Raw genomic sequence first — 17,002 nt, forward strand, 5'->3', positions numbered from 1 at the left:
CATGGGGGCGGCACCGGGCCTTGGGCAAAGAACTATTCTAACGGGTTGCGGGAACCCGGGCTGAGCGGGTCGGCGTAGGGATTGCGGGGGTGGAGGGAGGCACGCCAGGCGGTCGATGCAGAGGCGATTTCCCGTCGGCTCTAGGCCGCTGTTCGGCCTTCGGCGGCTTCGTCCTACGCAAATCCGCTACGACGACATGACACCGGAGTGCCTGTTTTTCAAGCAAATAATTCGCTCCAGCAGGCTTTGTCGCCCGAAAAACGCCCGTGAATTCGCTACAATGGCAAGTTGCGCTCGCTCGCCGATGCCCGCCCGCCGTCTGAATTGTCCGTCAGACACCGTTGGCCGGGCCGCCCGCGCTTGAAGCCGCCCTCTTTTCACAACTGCTGCCCATCCATCATGTCTCTGTTCTCCGCCGTCGAACTTGCTCCCCGCGACCCGATTCTGGGCCTGAACGAAGCCTTCAACGCCGATGCGCGCGCCACCAAGGTCAACCTTGGCGTTGGTGTGTACTTCAATGAAGAAGGCAAGATTCCGCTGCTGCGCGCCGTGCGCGACGCGGAAAAGGCACGCGTCGAAGCCGCGCTGCCGCGTGGCTATCTGCCGATCGAAGGCATCGCTGCCTACGACGCTGCCGTGCAGAAACTGCTGCTCGGCAACGACTCGCCACTGATCGCCGCGGGCCGCGTCGTGACGGCGCAAGCACTGGGCGGCACGGGCGCGCTGAAAATCGGCGCTGATTTCCTGAAGCGTGTGAACCCGAACGCCAAGGTCGCGATCAGCGATCCGAGCTGGGAAAACCACCGCGCGCTGTTCGAAAGCGCCGGCTTCGAAGTCGTGAACTATCCGTACTACGACGCGCACACGCACGGCGTGAACTTCGAAGGCATGCTGAGCGCGCTGAACAGCTATGCAGCGGGCACGGTTGTCGTGCTGCACGCGTGCTGCCACAACCCGACCGGCGTCGACCTGACTGTCGACCAGTGGAAGCAGATCGTCGAAGTCGTCAAGGCGCGCGATCTGGTGCCGTTCCTCGACATCGCTTATCAGGGTTTCGGCGACAACATCGAATCCGACGCTGCAGCGGTCCGTCTGTTCGCGGCATCGGAACTGAACGTGTTCGTGTCGTCGTCGTTCTCGAAGTCGTTCTCGCTGTACGGCGAGCGTATCGGCGCCCTGTCGATCATCACGGCAAGCAAGGAAGAATCGGCTCGCGTGCTGTCGCAACTGAAGCGCGTAATCCGCACGAACTACTCGAACCCGCCGACGCACGGCGGCTCGGTGGTTGCTGCGGTACTCGCATCGGCTGAACTGCGCGCCATGTGGGAAAGCGAACTCGCCGAAATGCGTGACCGTATCCGCGCAATGCGCAACGGTCTGGTCGAACGTCTGAAGGCCAGTGGCGTGGATCGCGATTTCAGCTTCGTGAACGCACAACGCGGCATGTTCTCGTATTCGGGTCTGACGGCGCCGCAAGTGGACCGTCTGCGCGAAGAATTCGGCATCTACGCTGTGAGCACGGGCCGCATCTGCGTGGCTGCGCTGAATACGCGCAACCTCGACGTGGTGGCTAACGCGGTCGCTCACGTGCTGAAGTAAGGCGTTTTGGAGCGCGAGCGTTTGTTGCCCGCGCTTTGCTTGGCTGTTGCTGCTCGAACTTGAATTGCTTGAGCTGCTTGTAGAAACGGCGCCCTTTCGGGCGCCGTTTTTTATTGATGGACTGTTGCTGGACGTGTGAGTGTCACCTGCCGATTGCGTCCCGCTACCGGCACTACTTTGGCACCTACGGCCGTTTCAGCGGGAATCCCGATGGATATCGTGCGTGACAAACCCTGCGTCGTTATCAGGCATGTCGAGCCAATCGGGTTGCGCGAGCGACTGCCGGATATCGTCCAGACCGCTTTTCCAATGCTCACGCATTGTAGAGAGGCCGAACTGGAAGTCCTTGAAGTGCCCTTCGTATTCCTTCTCCCGATAGATGAGGTGGATCACGTTGTAGCGCTTCGAACACGATAGATCATCCGCCAGCTTGCACCACGGATCGTCGCGCTGGTCGGACGGCACGCGATCGAGCACCTCGCGCAGCACATGCCGGAAACGCTGCGAACGTTGCAGCATATCGGTCACGAGACGTGTGCGGCTCGAGTACTGGATGTCTTTCATGCGGCCTTGAACATCAGTGATGTTGTCCGGCACCGGCCCGACTGCGCTCCACAGATCGACCTGGAACGCGAGCGTATCGCGACGCGGCGTGGTCTGAATCACCTCGTAGAGCGGCGTGTTCGACATCAAACCGCCGTCCCAGTAGAACTGGCCGTCGATTTCGACCGCCGCGAAACCCGGCGGCAACGCGCCTGACGCCATGAAATGCTCAGGCCTCAGTTTCGTATGCGTGTTATCGAAGTAGGCGAAGTTACCCGTACCGCAATTCACCGCACCCACCGACACACGCGTCTCACCGGAATTAATGCGGTCGAAGTCGCAGAGCGCTTCAAGCGTGGCCTTGAGCGGCGTGGTGTCGTAGTAGCTCGCCGTTTGCGGCGGGCCGGAGACGGTGGGCAACGGTGGCGGGAAACGCGGCACGAAAAAGCCCTTTTGCCCTTCCATGATCGCGCCCATCGCCTGAGTCGCCGTGAAGGCCTTGCGAACGGCTTCACTGGAATTGAACAACGCGTGCTCGATAAAGGCCGGCAACGGCGGCCCGAATGCCGGCTGGCAGATCGTCTCCCAGAATTGCAGCAGCCGCTCGACGCGTTTCTCCGGCGGATTGCCGGCAATGATGGCCGTATTCAGCGCGCCGATCGAAATGCCGGCGAGCCAGTTCGGCTCGATGCCGGCTTCGTAAAGTCCCTGAAAGACGCCGGCCTGATAGGCGCCGAGTGCGCCACCGCCCTGCAGCATCAACGCGACGGTTTCGTAGTTCGGCAATTGGAGATTCTTGCCGGGATGCACGGCGGGCGCCGGACCGGCGCCCTCGCCTTCCCCGCCGCCGGGCGCGCCAACGCGCGCCCGCTTGAGATTGCGTTGCGCCATGGGCGCCTCCTTATTGCATATACCAGCCATGGCTCACAATAAAGGACTGGCCGGTCAGCGCCGCAGTCGGGAAAGTTGACAGGAACAGCACTGTCTGCGCGACGTCTTCCACCGTGGTGAAGATGCCGTCGACCGTGCCGCCCAGCATCACGCGCTTGATCACGTCTTCTTCGCTGATGCCGAGCTCCTTGGCCTGCTCGGGAATCTGCTTGTCGACCAGCGGCGTACGCACGAAACCCGGACACACCACATGCGAGCGCACATTGTGTTTCGCGCCTTCCTTGGCCAGTACGCGTGAGAGCCCCAGCAGCGCATGCTTGGCCGTCACATAGGCGGACTTCAGCGGCGACGCTTCGTGCGAATGGACCGAACCCATGTAGATCACGATGCCGCCGCGATCGTCTTTGTACATGTGCTTGAGCGCGGCCTTGGTGGTGAGGAAGGCGCCGTCCACATGGATGGCCTGCATCTTCTTCCAGTCGGAAAACGAATAGTTTTCGATCGGATTGACGATCTGGATGCCGGCGTTGGAAATCAGAATATCGATCGAGCCGAGTTCCGCCGCGACTTTATCTATGCCCTGGTTGACGGCGTCTTCGTTCGTGACGTCCATTGCCACGCCGATTGCCTTGCCGCCGCCCTGTTTGATTTCTTCAGCGACGGCATTGGCGCCGTCCTGGTTCAGGTCGGCGATCGCGACCGCCGCGCCCGCGGCGGAAAGCGTGAGCGCAATCTGCTTGCCGATGCCGCTCGCGGCGCCCGTAACCACCGCAACCTTGCCATTCAGATTCGTGTTCAGTGACGACATCCAGAACCTCCATGCAGTTGATGAGCAATGAGACCACGGACCGCAGGCGGCGTGAAGCCAGCCAAACGGCATAGACCGTTCAGCCGAATGCTGCACTGCGGCCAACGCTGCTATTGTGCATGAACCGTGTGAACTGCATCCGTAAACTGCACATCGAGCCTTATCTCTTTAAACTGGACGTTTCAGCGGGATTCCGGCGGCATCACTACCAAGGAGGAATGCATGAATTATCGACGTCTGGGCCGTTCGGGCCTGCAAGTCAGCGAACTGTCCATCGGCTCATGGGTCACCTACGGCAATCAGGTAGATCATCGTGCAGCGCGCGAGTCGCTCGCAGCCGCGCGCGATGCGGGAGTCAACTTCTTCGACAATGCCGAGGTGTACGCCGCCGGCCAATCCGAAGAAATCATGGGCCAGGCGCTCAAGGAATTGACATGGCCGCGTGTGAGCTATGTGGTATCGACGAAATTTTTCTGGGGTCTCAACGAAGCGCCGAACCAGTACCACACGCTGAACCGCAAATATCTGCTGAACGCCATCGACACATCGCTCAAACGCCTGCAACTCGATTATGTCGATCTGGTGTTCTGTCATCGTCCTGACCCGAACACGCCGGTCGAAGAAACCGTCTGGGCCATGAGCGACATGATCACGCGCGGCAAGGCCCTGTACTGGGGCACATCCGAATGGAGCGCCGACGAAATCCGCGCCGCTTACGAGATTGCTGAACGCCATCATCTGCACAAACCGGTCATGGAGCAGCCGCAGTACAACCTGTTCCACCGCAAGCGCGTCGAGCAGGAATACAAGCGGCTTTACGAGGATATCGGCCTTGGGCTGACCACCTGGAGCCCGCTCGCGTCCGGCCTGCTCACCGGCAAGTACCGCGACGGCGTACCTGCCGATAGCCGTGCGCAACTGCAAGGCTACGACTGGCTGCGCAAGCAGGTCACCGATGCCGGCAAAAACAACGTGGTCGGCAAGCTGGGCGAAGTGGCCGACGAGCTGGGCTGCACGATCGGCCAGTTGGCGATTGCATGGATTCTGAAGAATCCGAATGTGAGCACCGTGATCACCGGCGCGTCGCGCGTCGAACAGATCAGCGAGAACATGAAATCCGCCGAGGTGGCGGAACGGATCACGCCGGAGATCAAAGAGCGGATCGAGGCGATCATCGGCGACGCCTACGACTGATCGACCGCGCCGGACCGGTCCAGCCCCGATTGGACCGGTCCGGTCCGCGGAGCATGGCCCGCGCACCATCGGGGCTATGTCGCGCGCAACGCACTGCGGGGTGCAACGCGGCGTCGCGTACAATACGCGACCGCGCCGCACTTCAGTTGTGCTGCCGCATTGCACTCGCATCGCCGAATCCGCCGTGGACCGGCACGCCCTCTTTCAGTGTTTCCTCATCATGCTCAGCTACCGCCACGCCTTTCATGCAGGCAATCACGCCGACGTTCTGAAACACGCCGTCGTGTTGCAGCTACTGCGCTACCTCGGCCAGAAGGACAAAGCCTACTGGTATATCGACACGCACGCGGGCGCCGGCGTCTATTCGCTGAAGGAAGGCTACGCGACGAAAACCGGTGAGTTCCAGACCGGTATCGCCAAACTATGGGAGCGTAACGATCTGCCGTCGGTCTTCGCAGAGTACGTTGACGAAGTGAGCGCGCTGAATCCGGACGGCCAGTTGCGCTTCTACCCAGGCTCGCCGTACATCGCGTGGCGGCAGATGCGCGAGCAGGACCGCATGCGCCTGTTCGAACTGCACACCACTGAAATCGACGTGCTGCGCCACAACTTCCGCGACGCGGGCCGTCGCGCAATGCTTTATGCGGGCGACGGCTTCGACGGCATCCTCGCGTTGCTGCCGCCGGCGCCGCGCCGCGCGCTGGTGCTGCTCGATCCGTCATACGAAGACAAGCGCGACTACACGCGCACGCTGCGCTGCGTCGAAGAAAGCCTGAAGCGCTTTCCGACCGGCACCTACGCGGTCTGGTATCCGCAGGTAAGACGCCTTGAATCGCAGCGCTTCCCCGATCAGTTGAAGAAGCTGCAGGAGCGCAACTGGCTGCATGTGAGCCTGACCGTCAGCAATCCGCCGACCGACGGCTTCGGGTTGTTCGGCAGTGGCATGTTCATCCTGAATCCGCCGTATACGCTGGCAAAAACGCTGAAAGACCAGATGCCCTGGCTGGTCGAGGCGCTCGGCGAGGACAAGGCCGCGCAGTTCAAGGTCGAATATCGCGGGGATTGAGCACGCCCCGGGCCGCACGTGGGCGCCTTAGCCAGCGGTATGACACGTGCGCGACCGGGTAAATCACCCACCACCAAACTCCTTACTTGAGTTGCGCCGCTGCCTTGCGGGCGAAGTCGTTGGTATAGGTTGCGTTCAGATCGATCTTTTTCGGATCGAGGCGGTTATCGAACGACGACAAGGCGCGTAATGAAGTCGCCGGACCATCCGCGGGCATCAAGCCGTCCGGCGAATACGCGTCGCGCACGTTGTGGAATGCCTCCACATAGAGTGCCGAATCGTTGAGCAAATAGGCCGGCGGCACCATCTTCAGCAAGTCGGCATCGCTCGCGGTCTGCAACCAGTGGTCCGCGCGCACGATCGCATTGGCGAGCGCCTGTGTCGTCTTCGGATACTTCTGAATGAAAGTCTCCGATGCGTAGAGCGTCGCCGCCGGCATCGGTCCGCCGAATACCTCCTGCGTGCCTTTCACGGTACGCGTATCGACCAGCACTTTGATCGCGCCGCTACGCTCCAGCTTGGTCATCATCGGATCCACGTTGGACAGCGCGTCGAGTTGACCGCCGCTCACCGCGGCCAGTACCGTGGCGCCGCTGCCCACGCCGATCGCCGAAATCTCGTTGCGCTGCACACCTGCCTTGCGCAAAGCCACGGTAAGTACCAGATCCGTCGACGAACCCGGCGCGCTCACGCCGACTTTGGCCCCCTTGAAGTCCGCCAATGTCTTGATCTGATCCGCCTTCGACTTCAACACCGCGACAACGATCTGCGGCGCGCGTCCCATCAGCACGAACGCGCGGTAGTGTTGCCCCTTTGCCTGCATGAACAGCGTGTGCTCGAATGCGCCGGCGCCCACGTCGGCACTGCCCCCCACGACCGCTTCCAACGCCTTCGACCCGCCTGCAAAATCTTCGAGCGTGACGTCCAGCCCTTCGTCCTTGAAGTAGCCCAACTGCTGTGCGGCGAGTACCGGCAAATAGTAAAGGCCCGGCAAGCCGCCAACAGCCATCGTCAACGTGGGTTTTTCCGGAGTGTCTTTGGCGAGCGCGGCACCTGGTAGCGCCGCGGGTACGCTCAGCGCGAGCAACGTGGCGCAAGTGCTGGCGGCACGCCGCATCCAGTGAGTAGGCATGTGATGTCTCCTTGTTCTGTTTTCATTCGATGCGATGGCGCTGCGCATGATGCATGGTCCACATCGTTGGCGAGAGAGCGCGCAACGATTGTCGTCGGACGGTGTCGCGCACGCCATGCATCGAAACCCGAATGGCGTATTTAGTGTCTCGCGCGTTAGCGGAAGACGCGCATGCACATGCGGCAGCACGACAGAGAACCCGCCGCTCGAAGCGTCAACGGATGGGTGGAAAAGAACTACCGGGAGATATCGCGCCGGAGACCCTTATTGCGGCTTATTGCGACCGGGGCACGGGACGAGTTTGCGGCTGCGGTTGTGGCGACGGCGTGCCGCCGCCGACAGGCACCGGGATGTAGGGCGCGACAACGAACGGTATCGACGAATTCGGCGCCAGCTCCGTGGGCGTTGCGATAGGCTGCGCCCCTACGATCGGCTGCCGCGAGAGCGGCGCGGTCTGCAGCACGGTGCCGCTCTGCCCGTCGCTGATGCCGCTCTGCGAGTCGAGTATCACGGGCTTGCGAGCGGTATTGCTCGACGCGGCGAATGTAGCCGATACGGCAAAAACCGTTGTCAGCGAGGCTGCGGCAGTCATGGCCAGGACGGATTTGAGCGAGTGGACAGGAAGCATGGGCGGACCGGTTGAGTTTGAGAATGCCGGATTGCGCAGAAAGCGCTTTACCTTACCGCGACGGCAACCGTCAGGCTAGTCGTTATTGGCCATGAGTCGCCTTGAAGCGCCACTTGCCGTGAAATTCTTGTGGTCCAGATGTGACAAAGCCCCGTCTATACGGGGCTCAACACTTTACTGCAATGGCTGCGCACGAGCGCTGCCGGGTCAAACTTGATGCAGTTGAAACTTACAGCGAATAGCCATTGGTTTCGAGCGAGCGGATGCGCTGTTCGAGCTGAACGATATCCGACGACGACGCCAGATAGGCTTCACGACGGCTGCGTTCTGCAGTTTCAAACCAGGTGCTCAGCTTTTCAAGTACGTATGCAAACATGATGTTCTCCAAGGATCAGATTGAATCCCCGGTGAGTTCTGCATCAGGGATTTCCCGTAAAAGGGTTAACCCTGATTATAGCCTTATGGTGCAACCTTGCTAGTGAAATGCCCGCATGACGTGCATTCCGTTTTGGAATGGTGCACGCTCGTGGTGCACTTAAGTCGTTGATTTATCTAAATTCAAGACGGCTTTTTTGCGACGATTGATACTGCCCCATATTAATTTGCACCATTCAGGTGCTTTTTGAGGCTCGGTTGCGATAACGCCCTCGACAGGTTGCACTTCGCGCTTTCAAATCGAGTGACAACCCTTCCCCGACACCAGATCGGTATCGGCGAGCCGCTCGATAATCGGGCAATCCGGGCGCTCGTCGCCGTGACAATGGTCCGCCAGATGCGCCAATGTGTCGCGCATGTCGGTCAGTTCGGCGATGCGGCGATCGAGCTCCGCAACGTGCTCCAACGCAATCGTCTTCACTTCGGCACTGGCGCGCGACCGGTCGTGCCACAGCGCCAGCAAGCGGCGGATGTCTTCGACCAGAAAACCAAGACGGCGCGCCTGCCGGATAAAACGCAGCGAATGGACCTCCTGCGGCCCGTATACGCGATAGCCGGCGCTCGTGCGCGCCTTCGCTGCCAGCAGGCCCACGCTTTCGTAGTAGCGAATCATCTTCGCCGTGACGCCCGACGCACGGGCCGCTTCACCGATGTTCATGACTGTTTCCCCAGGGTGTGCGTCGATCGTACACCTTCCCATAGTGGGAAGGTCAGCCACTCAATTGCGCATCGGCAGGCATAATTCAAGCATCGCAACATTCATTTTTTCAAGGCAATCCCGATGACGATCGAATTCCAGGTAGAAGGCATGAGCTGCCAGCATTGCGTGGCGGCGGTCACGAACGCAATCCGTGAACACGATGGCGCCGCTAAAGTCCAGGTCGATCTGGCATCCGGCCGCGTGGCGGTCGAATCGGCACAACCGGTTGACACGCTCAAAGCCGCAATCGACGAGGCCGGTTACACGGTGACCGGCGTGACCAGCGGCCCAGCCCGCTAAACGAGCGACCGTCATGTTCAAAGTTGCGGTCATTGGTGCTTCCGGACTGCTTGGCCGGGCTCTCGTCGACGAACTGGCACAGCAGGCAGATTGGCAAGTTGTCGCCACGGCGTTCAGCCGGCCGGGGCCGAACACGGTCGCGCTGGATATTCGCGATGCGCGGGCGGTCGAGCAATTTGTCGAGCGCGAAGCACCGGACGCGCTCGTGATTGCCGCGGCGGAGCGTCGGCCTGATGTATGCGAGCACGATCCGGCGCTCGCCCGGGCGTTGAACGTCGATGCGGTGCGCACCCTGGCCGCGGCGGCAAAGCGGCGCGGCGCTTGGGCGCTCTCGATCTCAACCGATTACGTGTTCGACGGCACGCACCCGCCCTATCAGTACGATTCCGCGCCCGCGCCGCTCAATGCCTATGGGCGCAGCAAACTCGAAGGCGAGCGAGCGCTGACGGAATCCACCGATCTCGGCTGCATACTGCGTTTGCCGCTGCTCTATGGGCCGATCGTCGATTGGGCAGAATCGGCGGTGACGAGTCTCGTGCCGGCGATTGCCGCGTCGGCTTCACGCGAGGGCAAGGCCGCCGTCATGGATGCATGGGCGATTCGCTTCCCGACCTTTACACCGGACGTCGCGTTCGTGATCCGGCAGATGCTCGAACGGCATGCGCGTGGCGATGCGATCTGCGGCATCGTGCAATGGTCGGGGGATGAGCCGATGAACAAGTATGAAATCGCCGTGCGGCTGGCCGAAGCGCTGCAACTCGATGCGCAACTGACGCCAAAACATACGCCCACCGACGCGACGCCGCGCCCGCATAACTGCCACCTGGCGTCGGACCGGCTCGAGGCGCTCGGCATTGGCCGCCGCACGCCGTTCGACGTTGCGATCCGGCAAGTGCTGGCCGCATTTCCGTGGCGGGGCGAGACGGCGGCGTAGCTGCCCTGCAACGAGCTTGATAACGACGGCAGGTACTGCTCGCGTTTCTCCGGCCCGGCGACACGCCAACCTGCCGTCGGGTCCGCAAGCTTAACCACAGTTGGTCCGCATCAATGAAAATCGCGGCTCGCCGTAGCCAGTTCGCCGAGCCAGTCGCTGTGATCTTCAAGTCGATGCGCGACGAGATGGATCACCTCGCCCTTCTGTTTCCGTTTCGCGTTGCCCGCTTTATTTGCGTTCATCACATTGCCGGCGCTGTCACCGCCGGTAGAAACGCCATCGTCACGCTGCAAGACGCCATACACCGCCAGCAATGACGAACCCAGCAGCACCTTGCGTTGCTTTTCCACCAGCGCCGGCCAGACGATCACGTTGATCGAACCGGTTTCGTCTTCGATGGAAACGAACACGGTGCCGTTTGCCGTGCCCGGCCGCTGCCGCACAGTGACGATACCGCAGGCGCGCGCCAGCGTGCCGTGTCCGCACGCGGCAAGTTCTGCCGCCGTGCGAAAACGCTGTCTGGCAAGACGCTCGCGCAATAGCGCGAGCGGATGACGATTGAGCGTGAGGCCGATGCTCGCGTAGTCGTCGACGATCTCGCGACTTTCGGCTGCCTGCGGCAATGCCAGCGGCGCTTCCGCGATCGGCGCATCGCGCAGCAGCTTGGGTACCGTGTGCTGCGCGGTCACCTGCCACCACGCTTCGCGCCGATGGCCCGCAATGCTGACCAGCGCGTTCGCCGCGGCCAGCGCTTCGAGATCGCGCCGCGTCAATGCCGCGCGACGCGCCAGATCGTCGACGTCAGCAAACTGTGCGTCGCTACGAGCCGCCATGATGCGTTCGGCCGCTACCTGTGAAAGACCTTTGATCAGATGCATGCCGATGCGTACTGCCGGACCGCGTGCACCATAGGTTTTCGAAGATTGAAATACGCGTGCGGTCAGCTGTTTTGCCGCACGCCTGATCGTCCGGGCTAATGTGAAGCGCCGCAACGACAAGTCACGGAATTGCTGTGCGGACAATGCGCCCTGCTGACGACGCAAACAGGCCTCGCTCGATGAAATCCGCTGCCCTTCGCGACCACGTTGTTCGAAGGTCGACTCCCAATCGCTCAAGGTCACGTCAGGCGGTAATACCTGGACACCGTGACGCCTGGCATCCTGCACGAGTTGCGACGGTGAATAAAACCCCAACGGCTGACTGTTCAGCAATCCTGCAAGAAAAGCGGCCGGCTCATAACGTTTCAACCACGCGCTGAGATAGACGAGCAAGGCAAAGCTTGCCGCGTGGCTTTCAGGAAAGCCATATTCGCCGAAGCCTTCGATCTGTTTGCAGATGCGCTCGATGAACTCTTTTTCGTAACCGCGCGCCGACATGCGGTCAGTCAGATCCTGCTGATACTTCGCCAGATTGCCGCTGCGCCGCCATGCGGCCATCGCGCGCCGCAATTGATCGGCCTGCTCACCAGTGTAGAGCGCGGCAACCATCGCGAGGTGCATCACCTGCTCCTGAAAAATCGGTACGCCGAGGGTGCGCTCGAGCACGGGGCGTAACTCCTCCTTAGCGTAGTCCACCGCCTCCAGACCCTGCTTGCGGCGCAGATACGGATGCACCATGCCGCCCTGGATCGGCCCGGGCCGCACGATCGCGACTTCGATCACAAGATCGTAGTACTTGTTCGGTTTCAACCGCGGCAGCATGCTTTGCTGCGCACGCGATTCGATCTGGAATACGCCGATCGTATCGGCATGACCGCACATCTCGTAGACGGCGCGATCCTCGCGCGGAATATCCTGCATCCTGAATTTCGGCAAGCCGCGCCGCAAGGCGACGAATTCCAGCGCGCGCCGGATCGCCGACAACATGCCGAGCGCCAGTACGTCGACTTTCAATAGTCCGAGCGCATCGATATCGTCCTTGTCCCACTCGATCACGCTGCGGTCTTTCATCGTCGCGTTCTCAATCGGCACGAGTCGCGACAGCTTATCTTTCGCAATCACAAAGCCGCCGACGTGTTGCGACAGATGACGCGGAAAGTTGCGCAACTCTTTGGTAAGGCGAATCAGATTCTGCGTGATGTGCGAGTTGGCAGCGAAGCCCGCTTCGGCCAGATATTTGGCGACCGCATCCGTGCCGTCCCACCATTGCTGCGATTTGCTGATCCGCTCAATCAATGACGCTTCGAGTCCCAACGCCTTGCCGACGTCCTTCAGCGCACTGCGCGCATGATAGGTGATCAGCGTTGCAGTGAGCGCAGCGCGATGGCGACCGTACTTCCCATAGATATATTGAATCACCTCTTCCCGACGCTGATGCTCGAAATCGATGTCAATATCAGGCGGTTCGTTACGCGCGCGCGAGATGAACCGTTCGATCAGCATGTTCATGCGCACCGGATCGATTTCCGTCACGTGCAGGCAGTAACATACGATCGAGTTGGCTGCCGAACCACGGCCTTGGCACAGTATGTTTCTGGAGCGCGCGAAGCTCACGATATCCTGTACCGTCAGGAAGTACTTTTCGTATTTCAGGTCGGCGATCAGTTGCAGCTCTTTTTCGATCTGATCGATTCGTTTGAGATCCATTCCTTTCGGCCAGCGCTCCATCGCGCCGGCCATGACCAGTTTGCGCAGATAGCTTGATGGCGATTCACCGGCGGGCACCAGTTCTTCCGGATACTCATACTTGAGTTCGTCGAGCGAGAAGCGACATAGGGCGGCGATACGCAGCGTTTCTTCGAGCGTGTCGCGTGGATACAGTTTGCCGAGCCGCACGCGAGTGCGCATATGCCGTTCGGCATTGGCCTCGAGCGCGTGACCACACGCCGATAGCGGTGTGACGAGGCCGATCGCGGTCAAGGTGTCCTGTAACGGCTTGCGCGATCGCACATGCATCAGGACGCCCCCTGCTGCCACCAAAGGCAAACCACTCGTTTTTGAAATCATTCGCAATGCGTCGATCTGAAGATCGTCGCTGCCGGTTTGCCAGAGTTCGAGTGCGATCCATGAGCGTTGCGGCGCGAACGATGCCAGCCAGTGCGCACAACGCAATGTGTGCGAGAGCGTCGCCGTGCGCTGCGGCACTAGGATCAGGACGCAATCGGGCAAGGCTTTGAGATGCTCTAGATGCGGTAGCGAGTCGGTGAAATCGGATGGACCGAGGCGATAGCTGCCTTTGTCCGCACGCGAACGGGCCAGCGTGATCAGTTCGGAAAGATTGCCGTAGCCATTGCGGTTGGTTGCGAGCGCAACCAATGTGCAGAACGGTTCGCCTGCATCGTCGGTCAGATTGAGTTCACTGCCGATGATGAGGTGAGGGATTGGTTTTAGTACCTCGTGGTCAAGGGTTTCTTGTTTTGAGGCTTCCTGTTTTGAGGCTTCCTGTTTTGAATCCGCTGGCGTTGTAGCCGCCGGCTCTGCTACTTCTTCTAATGACGTTCCTGCCTGCGCGGCTTTCGCTTTGTCTTCGCGCTCCTTCTGCTGGCGGTCCCGCTCCTGCCTGATTTCTCTCACCGCAGTGTGTGCGCGTACGACGCCCGCCAGTGAGCATTCATCGGTGATCGCGAGCGCGCTATAGCCGCACGACATCGCCTGCTCGACCAGTTCATGCGGATGCGAAGCGCCGCGCAGAAACGAGAAATTAGTCAGGCAATGCAACTCCGCATACGGCGGCAATTGGGCCGCAAGCGCCTGCTCTAACAAGAATGATGGCTGAGAATTTTCCATGATGCTCAGCCGAATAAACCCTGCAGATACCACTCGCCACCAAGACGTTCCCGGTACACCCAGAACATATGGCCACGATCATCTGCCGCAACGTAGTAATCCCGCTCAACGAGGTTACCGTCCCACCACCCTGCTTCAATCCGTTCGGTACGCGTGAGCATTTTCAGCGGCCGACGATAGATCGGCCGCTGGTCGCGCATCATCAGGCGCAGCGGTTTGTCGAGCATCCAGACGGGGCGAGGCTGCGATGGCAATGCACTGTCGGGCAGATCGAGTGAGGTTTGAGCATCGGCCGGTTGTATTACGAATAGGCGGCTGCTTTTAGCGTCACTCGCTTTTTCGGACTCGCGGGATATGTACTCTGGGTGCTCTGGATGTGCTGTGCGTTCCGCCTGTTCCGCTTGTCTCGCCGCATCGTCGTCTGCGCGCACGCTCTCCAATGCAGCGTGCTGCAACTCATCGGTCAGCCAGGTTTTATCCGCTTTGATTTTTGTCTTAGTCTTCGCAGACGAACGCTTCTTGCGCGAAAACGCTTGCGCCTGGTAGGCCTCGACGCGCATTGCCCGCTCGGGCCGATGATCGTCCTGCACCGACATCTGCAACACGTTCTCCGGCCCCAAACGCGCGCTCAAGCGTTCAAGCAGACGTGCAATCGAATCGCCGTCTGATTCGGGCATTGGAAACAAAGTGTCCGACCGCCCTGCATACTCGCCGATCTGATCCGCGACCAGCTTCAACTCGATCACGGGCGCCACCAGAACCGTCTGATTCAACTTCTCACGCAACAGCCAGATCAGATGCTCGGCATCACGCGACGGTATGGCCCAAGCGACCTTCAGACTCGACGTCTTCGGAGCATGGCGGGATGCCAATTCATGTTCGAGCAACAACGTATATCCACTGAGCGCTGCATGATGCGCGCTCAACCATCCGGCCAGTTGCACAATCAGCCGACGCGCGGCAAACAGTAATGCATCGGCACTATCGACCCGCGACGGCAACTCCAACTGAGCATGAAACGATGCCGGCGCGCGGAACGATTCGCGCGGATCCGGGCGCGCACCATACGCCTGCGCCAGCAGATCCAGAATGCCGCTGCCGAAACGCCGCACGACACCCGACCTTGGCAATTGCCGCAAATCGGCCAGCGTCGCGCAACCGACATGCGTAAACGCATCGCGATCCGCCTGCGAAACCGGCAACAACAACACGGATAAGCGGTCGAGGACCCGCGCAAGCGACGTTTCCTTTATCACATGCCAACGATGCCCCTGCCGATCGGCGTGCGCCTGAGCCAACAACCACGCTCCCCAGGCTGTCGGTGCACACGCGATGCGCGCCGTATAGCCGAATTCAGCCACCGTCGCGGACACCAGAGACAACAACGCGCGCAAGCCGCCAAATAACCGCAAGCCGGAGCCGACTTCCAGCAACAAGGTATGCGCGTGCCCGAGCGACACCTTCGGTGTGTACGTCAGCAAAGCGAGCGCCATCGCTTCGAACGCCTGAGTTTCGCGGGCTGTGTCTGCGGCAAGCATCTTGAGACCGGGCGCCAAGGCCAATGCGTACGAGCGCGACTGACCCGCATGCACCCCGGCACGCAATGCGTCGAAATCCGGCATCAGGATGTGCGCGTGGTCGGCCAGCGCATAGCAACGCGCCTCGGTGACGCTGTCGGCCCCCGGAGGTTGGCTTGTCTCGCCGGATTCACACCGATTCGGCTTCGCGGGCGAACCATCCGGAAGCGGTTCGAGAGGCTTCACCGCTTCCAGCGACAAGAGTGGCAATGTGACTGCGATCCACAACATGTTTGATCTCTCGTCCTTGATTGCTACCGATTCCGCTTTCCGGCAACAAGACGCTTTGTAATGGCAAAATGAGACGCAGGGGTTCCGCTAGCGGCGGGCCGCGGCGCTTGAAGATGTCGATCGAAATACCAATCTCCTGCAACCATTGACGACGATTGATCGTCTGCGCATTGGCCGGCAAGAGCGGCTCGCAGATCATCCGCAATGGCGCCGGCGAAGATTGCGTGGCTGCCTCGACAGGCCGGATCAAAAATGCCAACGATGCCGACTCCTGAGCCGCCACCTGCAGACGCCGAACCTTATCGGCGCGCGCATTCGGCAGCCATACCAGCACTGCGCCGATGCCATCCTGCTTCAACGCTTGAGCAGCGGCCCACAGAGACTGGTCTTCACTCGAGCGCACCCATAAGACGCGTTCGACATCGATACCCCAGGCCCTCAATGCCGAAGCACAGGGCTGGTAAGGGGGCGCCACGAGCATGACGTGCCGTTCGGCTTGTGCCGTAAGATGCCGAAGCGCGCGGGCCAGCAGGCGCAGTTCGCCGACTCCTCCGTGCTCAATCAATAACTCTGTCAGGCCGCCGGCCGACCAGCCCTGCCCAGGCAGCAGTTGATCCAGCGCAGCATAGCCGCTGGAAATCACCCGCGAGTCCGCCTCGGCAAGCTCATTGCCCTGCCACACCTGACGCCGCAATTGCGACGACAACGCTGTCGTCGCCAGATGAATCGCTGCTGCCATAGACACGCTCGTTCAATAGGGAATACTCCACCCTGCCCGGCATCGGGCACGCATGGGGTGACGAGTTTTCACTGTATATTTATACAGTATTCTGTGGCGGATGTTAAGGCAAGGCGATGCGACGAAGCGCGCGCAGGAGGGAAATAAAAAGGGGTGGTGAAGCTATTTTTGTTGCAGATTTTTCGCCTGCGGGAGAGCTACCTTTTGGCGCTGCCGCTAGGCAAAGGGCCCGATTTCACGTGCTCCGGGAGGGATGAGAAGAGCAGAGAGCCTGCGCATGCATGCCGCGGAATGGACAAGAGCCAACTGGTTACGCGACCGCGCTGCGGATCGGGAAGGAGTGATACCGGCAGGACAGGAGCCGCACCGGACAGGGTCTCACGGTGGCGATGTTTTCAGATGGCTGGTTTTTGCCGCGTAAACGCAGAAACCCCACCTTTGCGGGGTGGGGTTTCTGGTCTTGCTGGGGAGCCTGACGATTACCTACTTTCACACGGGAA

At 60.6% G+C, this 17,002-nt stretch carries 15 protein-coding genes; 5 read left to right on the forward strand and 10 right to left on the reverse strand.

Annotated elements, in window-relative coordinates; genetic code table 11:
• Positions 1 to 399 precede the first annotated feature (399 nt).
• Positions 400 to 1,599: an amino acid aminotransferase gene (locus FSO04_RS42045; RefSeq protein WP_154567268.1), complete on the forward strand. Its 1,200-nt coding sequence runs from the start codon at positions 400 to 402 to the stop codon at positions 1,597 to 1,599.
• A 195-nt stretch (positions 1,600 to 1,794) separates the two neighbouring features.
• Here FSO04_RS42045 and FSO04_RS42050 read toward each other — a convergent pair whose 3' ends face one another.
• Both FSO04_RS42050 and FSO04_RS42055 read right to left on the reverse strand, forming a co-directional pair.
• Positions 1,795 to 3,033 (reverse strand): DUF3734 domain-containing protein, encoded by a 1,239-nt coding sequence (locus FSO04_RS42050; RefSeq protein ID WP_154567269.1) that lies wholly within the window; start codon positions 3,031 to 3,033, stop codon positions 1,795 to 1,797.
• 10 nt (positions 3,034 to 3,043) lie between these two features.
• Positions 3,044 to 3,841: a 3-hydroxybutyrate dehydrogenase gene (locus FSO04_RS42055; protein ID WP_154567270.1), complete on the reverse strand. Its 798-nt coding sequence runs from the start codon at positions 3,839 to 3,841 to the stop codon at positions 3,044 to 3,046.
• Positions 3,842 to 4,063: 222 nt separating this feature from the next.
• On the opposite strand from FSO04_RS42055, the gene FSO04_RS42060 reads away from it, so the two are divergent.
• Positions 4,064 to 5,035 carry a potassium channel beta subunit family protein gene (locus FSO04_RS42060; protein WP_154567271.1) on the forward strand — a complete coding sequence of 324 codons (972 nt, stop codon included), beginning with the start codon at positions 4,064 to 4,066 and terminating at the stop codon, positions 5,033 to 5,035.
• 220 nt (positions 5,036 to 5,255) lie between these two features.
• Positions 5,256 to 6,101 carry a 23S rRNA (adenine(2030)-N(6))-methyltransferase RlmJ gene (locus FSO04_RS42065; RefSeq protein WP_054042170.1) on the forward strand — a complete coding sequence of 282 codons (846 nt, stop codon included), beginning with the start codon at positions 5,256 to 5,258 and terminating at the stop codon, positions 6,099 to 6,101.
• Between the two features lie 82 nt (positions 6,102 to 6,183).
• On the opposite strand, the gene FSO04_RS42070 is transcribed toward FSO04_RS42065, so the two are convergent.
• The 4 genes from FSO04_RS42070 to cueR form a co-directional block, all read right to left on the reverse strand.
• The gene (locus tag FSO04_RS42070) at positions 6,184 to 7,233 is read right to left on the reverse strand and encodes an ABC transporter substrate-binding protein (protein ID WP_154567272.1); all 1,050 of its coding nucleotides are present in this window, start codon (positions 7,231 to 7,233) and stop codon (positions 6,184 to 6,186) included.
• A 274-nt stretch (positions 7,234 to 7,507) separates the two neighbouring features.
• Entirely contained in the window at positions 7,508 to 7,861 is a 354-nt protein-coding gene (locus FSO04_RS42075; RefSeq protein ID WP_154567273.1) for a hypothetical protein, read from the reverse strand.
• 229 nt (positions 7,862 to 8,090) lie between these two features.
• Positions 8,091 to 8,237, reverse strand: coding sequence for a DUF3563 family protein (locus tag FSO04_RS42080; protein ID WP_074284875.1), 147 nt, complete (start codon positions 8,235 to 8,237; stop codon positions 8,091 to 8,093).
• Positions 8,238 to 8,531: 294 nt separating this feature from the next.
• Complete coding sequence (gene cueR / locus FSO04_RS42085; protein WP_154567274.1) at positions 8,532 to 8,954, reverse strand: Cu(I)-responsive transcriptional regulator; 423 nt, start codon at positions 8,952 to 8,954, stop codon at positions 8,532 to 8,534.
• Between the two features lie 123 nt (positions 8,955 to 9,077).
• Here cueR and FSO04_RS42090 point away from each other — a divergent pair, with 123 nt between their 5' ends.
• The gene (locus FSO04_RS42090; RefSeq protein ID WP_154567275.1) at positions 9,078 to 9,296 is read left to right on the forward strand and encodes a heavy-metal-associated domain-containing protein; all 219 of its coding nucleotides are present in this window, start codon (positions 9,078 to 9,080) and stop codon (positions 9,294 to 9,296) included.
• Between the two features lie 13 nt (positions 9,297 to 9,309).
• On the forward strand, positions 9,310 to 10,230 hold the full coding sequence (locus FSO04_RS42095) for a dTDP-4-dehydrorhamnose reductase family protein (protein WP_154567276.1): 921 nt from the start codon (positions 9,310 to 9,312) through the stop codon (positions 10,228 to 10,230).
• Between the two features lie 110 nt (positions 10,231 to 10,340).
• On the opposite strand, the gene FSO04_RS42100 is transcribed toward FSO04_RS42095, so the two are convergent.
• The 4 genes from FSO04_RS42100 to FSO04_RS47285 all read right to left on the reverse strand — a co-directional run.
• On the reverse strand, positions 10,341 to 13,955 hold the full coding sequence (locus FSO04_RS42100; protein ID WP_154567277.1) for an error-prone DNA polymerase: 3,615 nt from the start codon (positions 13,953 to 13,955) through the stop codon (positions 10,341 to 10,343).
• 5 nt (positions 13,956 to 13,960) lie between these two features.
• A complete protein-coding gene (locus FSO04_RS42105; protein WP_154567278.1) occupies positions 13,961 to 15,763 on the reverse strand; it encodes a Y-family DNA polymerase in 1,803 nt (600 codons plus the stop codon).
• On the reverse strand, positions 15,663 to 16,502 hold the full coding sequence (imuA, locus tag FSO04_RS42110) for a translesion DNA synthesis-associated protein ImuA (protein ID WP_154567279.1): 840 nt from the start codon (positions 16,500 to 16,502) through the stop codon (positions 15,663 to 15,665). Before imuA ends, FSO04_RS42105 begins: the two co-directional genes overlap by 101 nt.
• 310 nt (positions 16,503 to 16,812) lie before the next feature.
• On the reverse strand, positions 16,813 to 17,002 hold a 190-nt coding region (locus FSO04_RS47285), incomplete at its 5' end, for a hypothetical protein (protein ID WP_206753088.1).

This window comes from Paraburkholderia madseniana (genome assembly GCF_009690905.1).
Taxonomy (GTDB): Bacteria; Pseudomonadota; Gammaproteobacteria; order Burkholderiales; family Burkholderiaceae; genus Paraburkholderia; species Paraburkholderia madseniana.

Coding starts and splice junctions, on each gene's coding strand:
- FSO04_RS42090 (WP_154567275.1), top strand. CDS start 9,078: ATGACGATCGAATTCCAGGTAGAAGGCATGAGCTGCCAGCATTGCGTG.
- FSO04_RS42095 (WP_154567276.1), top strand. CDS start 9,310: ATGTTCAAAGTTGCGGTCATTGGTGCTTCCGGACTGCTTGGCCGGGCT.
- FSO04_RS42045 (WP_154567268.1), top strand. CDS start 400: ATGTCTCTGTTCTCCGCCGTCGAACTTGCTCCCCGCGACCCGATTCTG.
- FSO04_RS42055 (WP_154567270.1), bottom strand. CDS start 3,841: ATGTCGTCACTGAACACGAATCTGAATGGCAAGGTTGCGGTGGTTACG.
- FSO04_RS42080 (WP_074284875.1), bottom strand. CDS start 8,237: ATGTTTGCATACGTACTTGAAAAGCTGAGCACCTGGTTTGAAACTGCA.
- FSO04_RS42065 (WP_054042170.1), top strand. CDS start 5,256: ATGCTCAGCTACCGCCACGCCTTTCATGCAGGCAATCACGCCGACGTT.
- FSO04_RS42105 (WP_154567278.1), bottom strand. CDS start 15,763: ATGTTGTGGATCGCAGTCACATTGCCACTCTTGTCGCTGGAAGCGGTG.
- FSO04_RS42075 (WP_154567273.1), bottom strand. CDS start 7,861: ATGCTTCCTGTCCACTCGCTCAAATCCGTCCTGGCCATGACTGCCGCA.
- FSO04_RS42060 (WP_154567271.1), top strand. CDS start 4,064: ATGAATTATCGACGTCTGGGCCGTTCGGGCCTGCAAGTCAGCGAACTG.
- cueR (WP_154567274.1), bottom strand. CDS start 8,954: ATGAACATCGGTGAAGCGGCCCGTGCGTCGGGCGTCACGGCGAAGATG.
- FSO04_RS42100 (WP_154567277.1), bottom strand. CDS start 13,955: ATGGAAAATTCTCAGCCATCATTCTTGTTAGAGCAGGCGCTTGCGGCC.
- FSO04_RS42050 (WP_154567269.1), bottom strand. CDS start 3,033: ATGGCGCAACGCAATCTCAAGCGGGCGCGCGTTGGCGCGCCCGGCGGC.
- FSO04_RS42070 (WP_154567272.1), bottom strand. CDS start 7,233: ATGCCTACTCACTGGATGCGGCGTGCCGCCAGCACTTGCGCCACGTTG.
- imuA (WP_154567279.1), bottom strand. CDS start 16,502: ATGGCAGCAGCGATTCATCTGGCGACGACAGCGTTGTCGTCGCAATTG.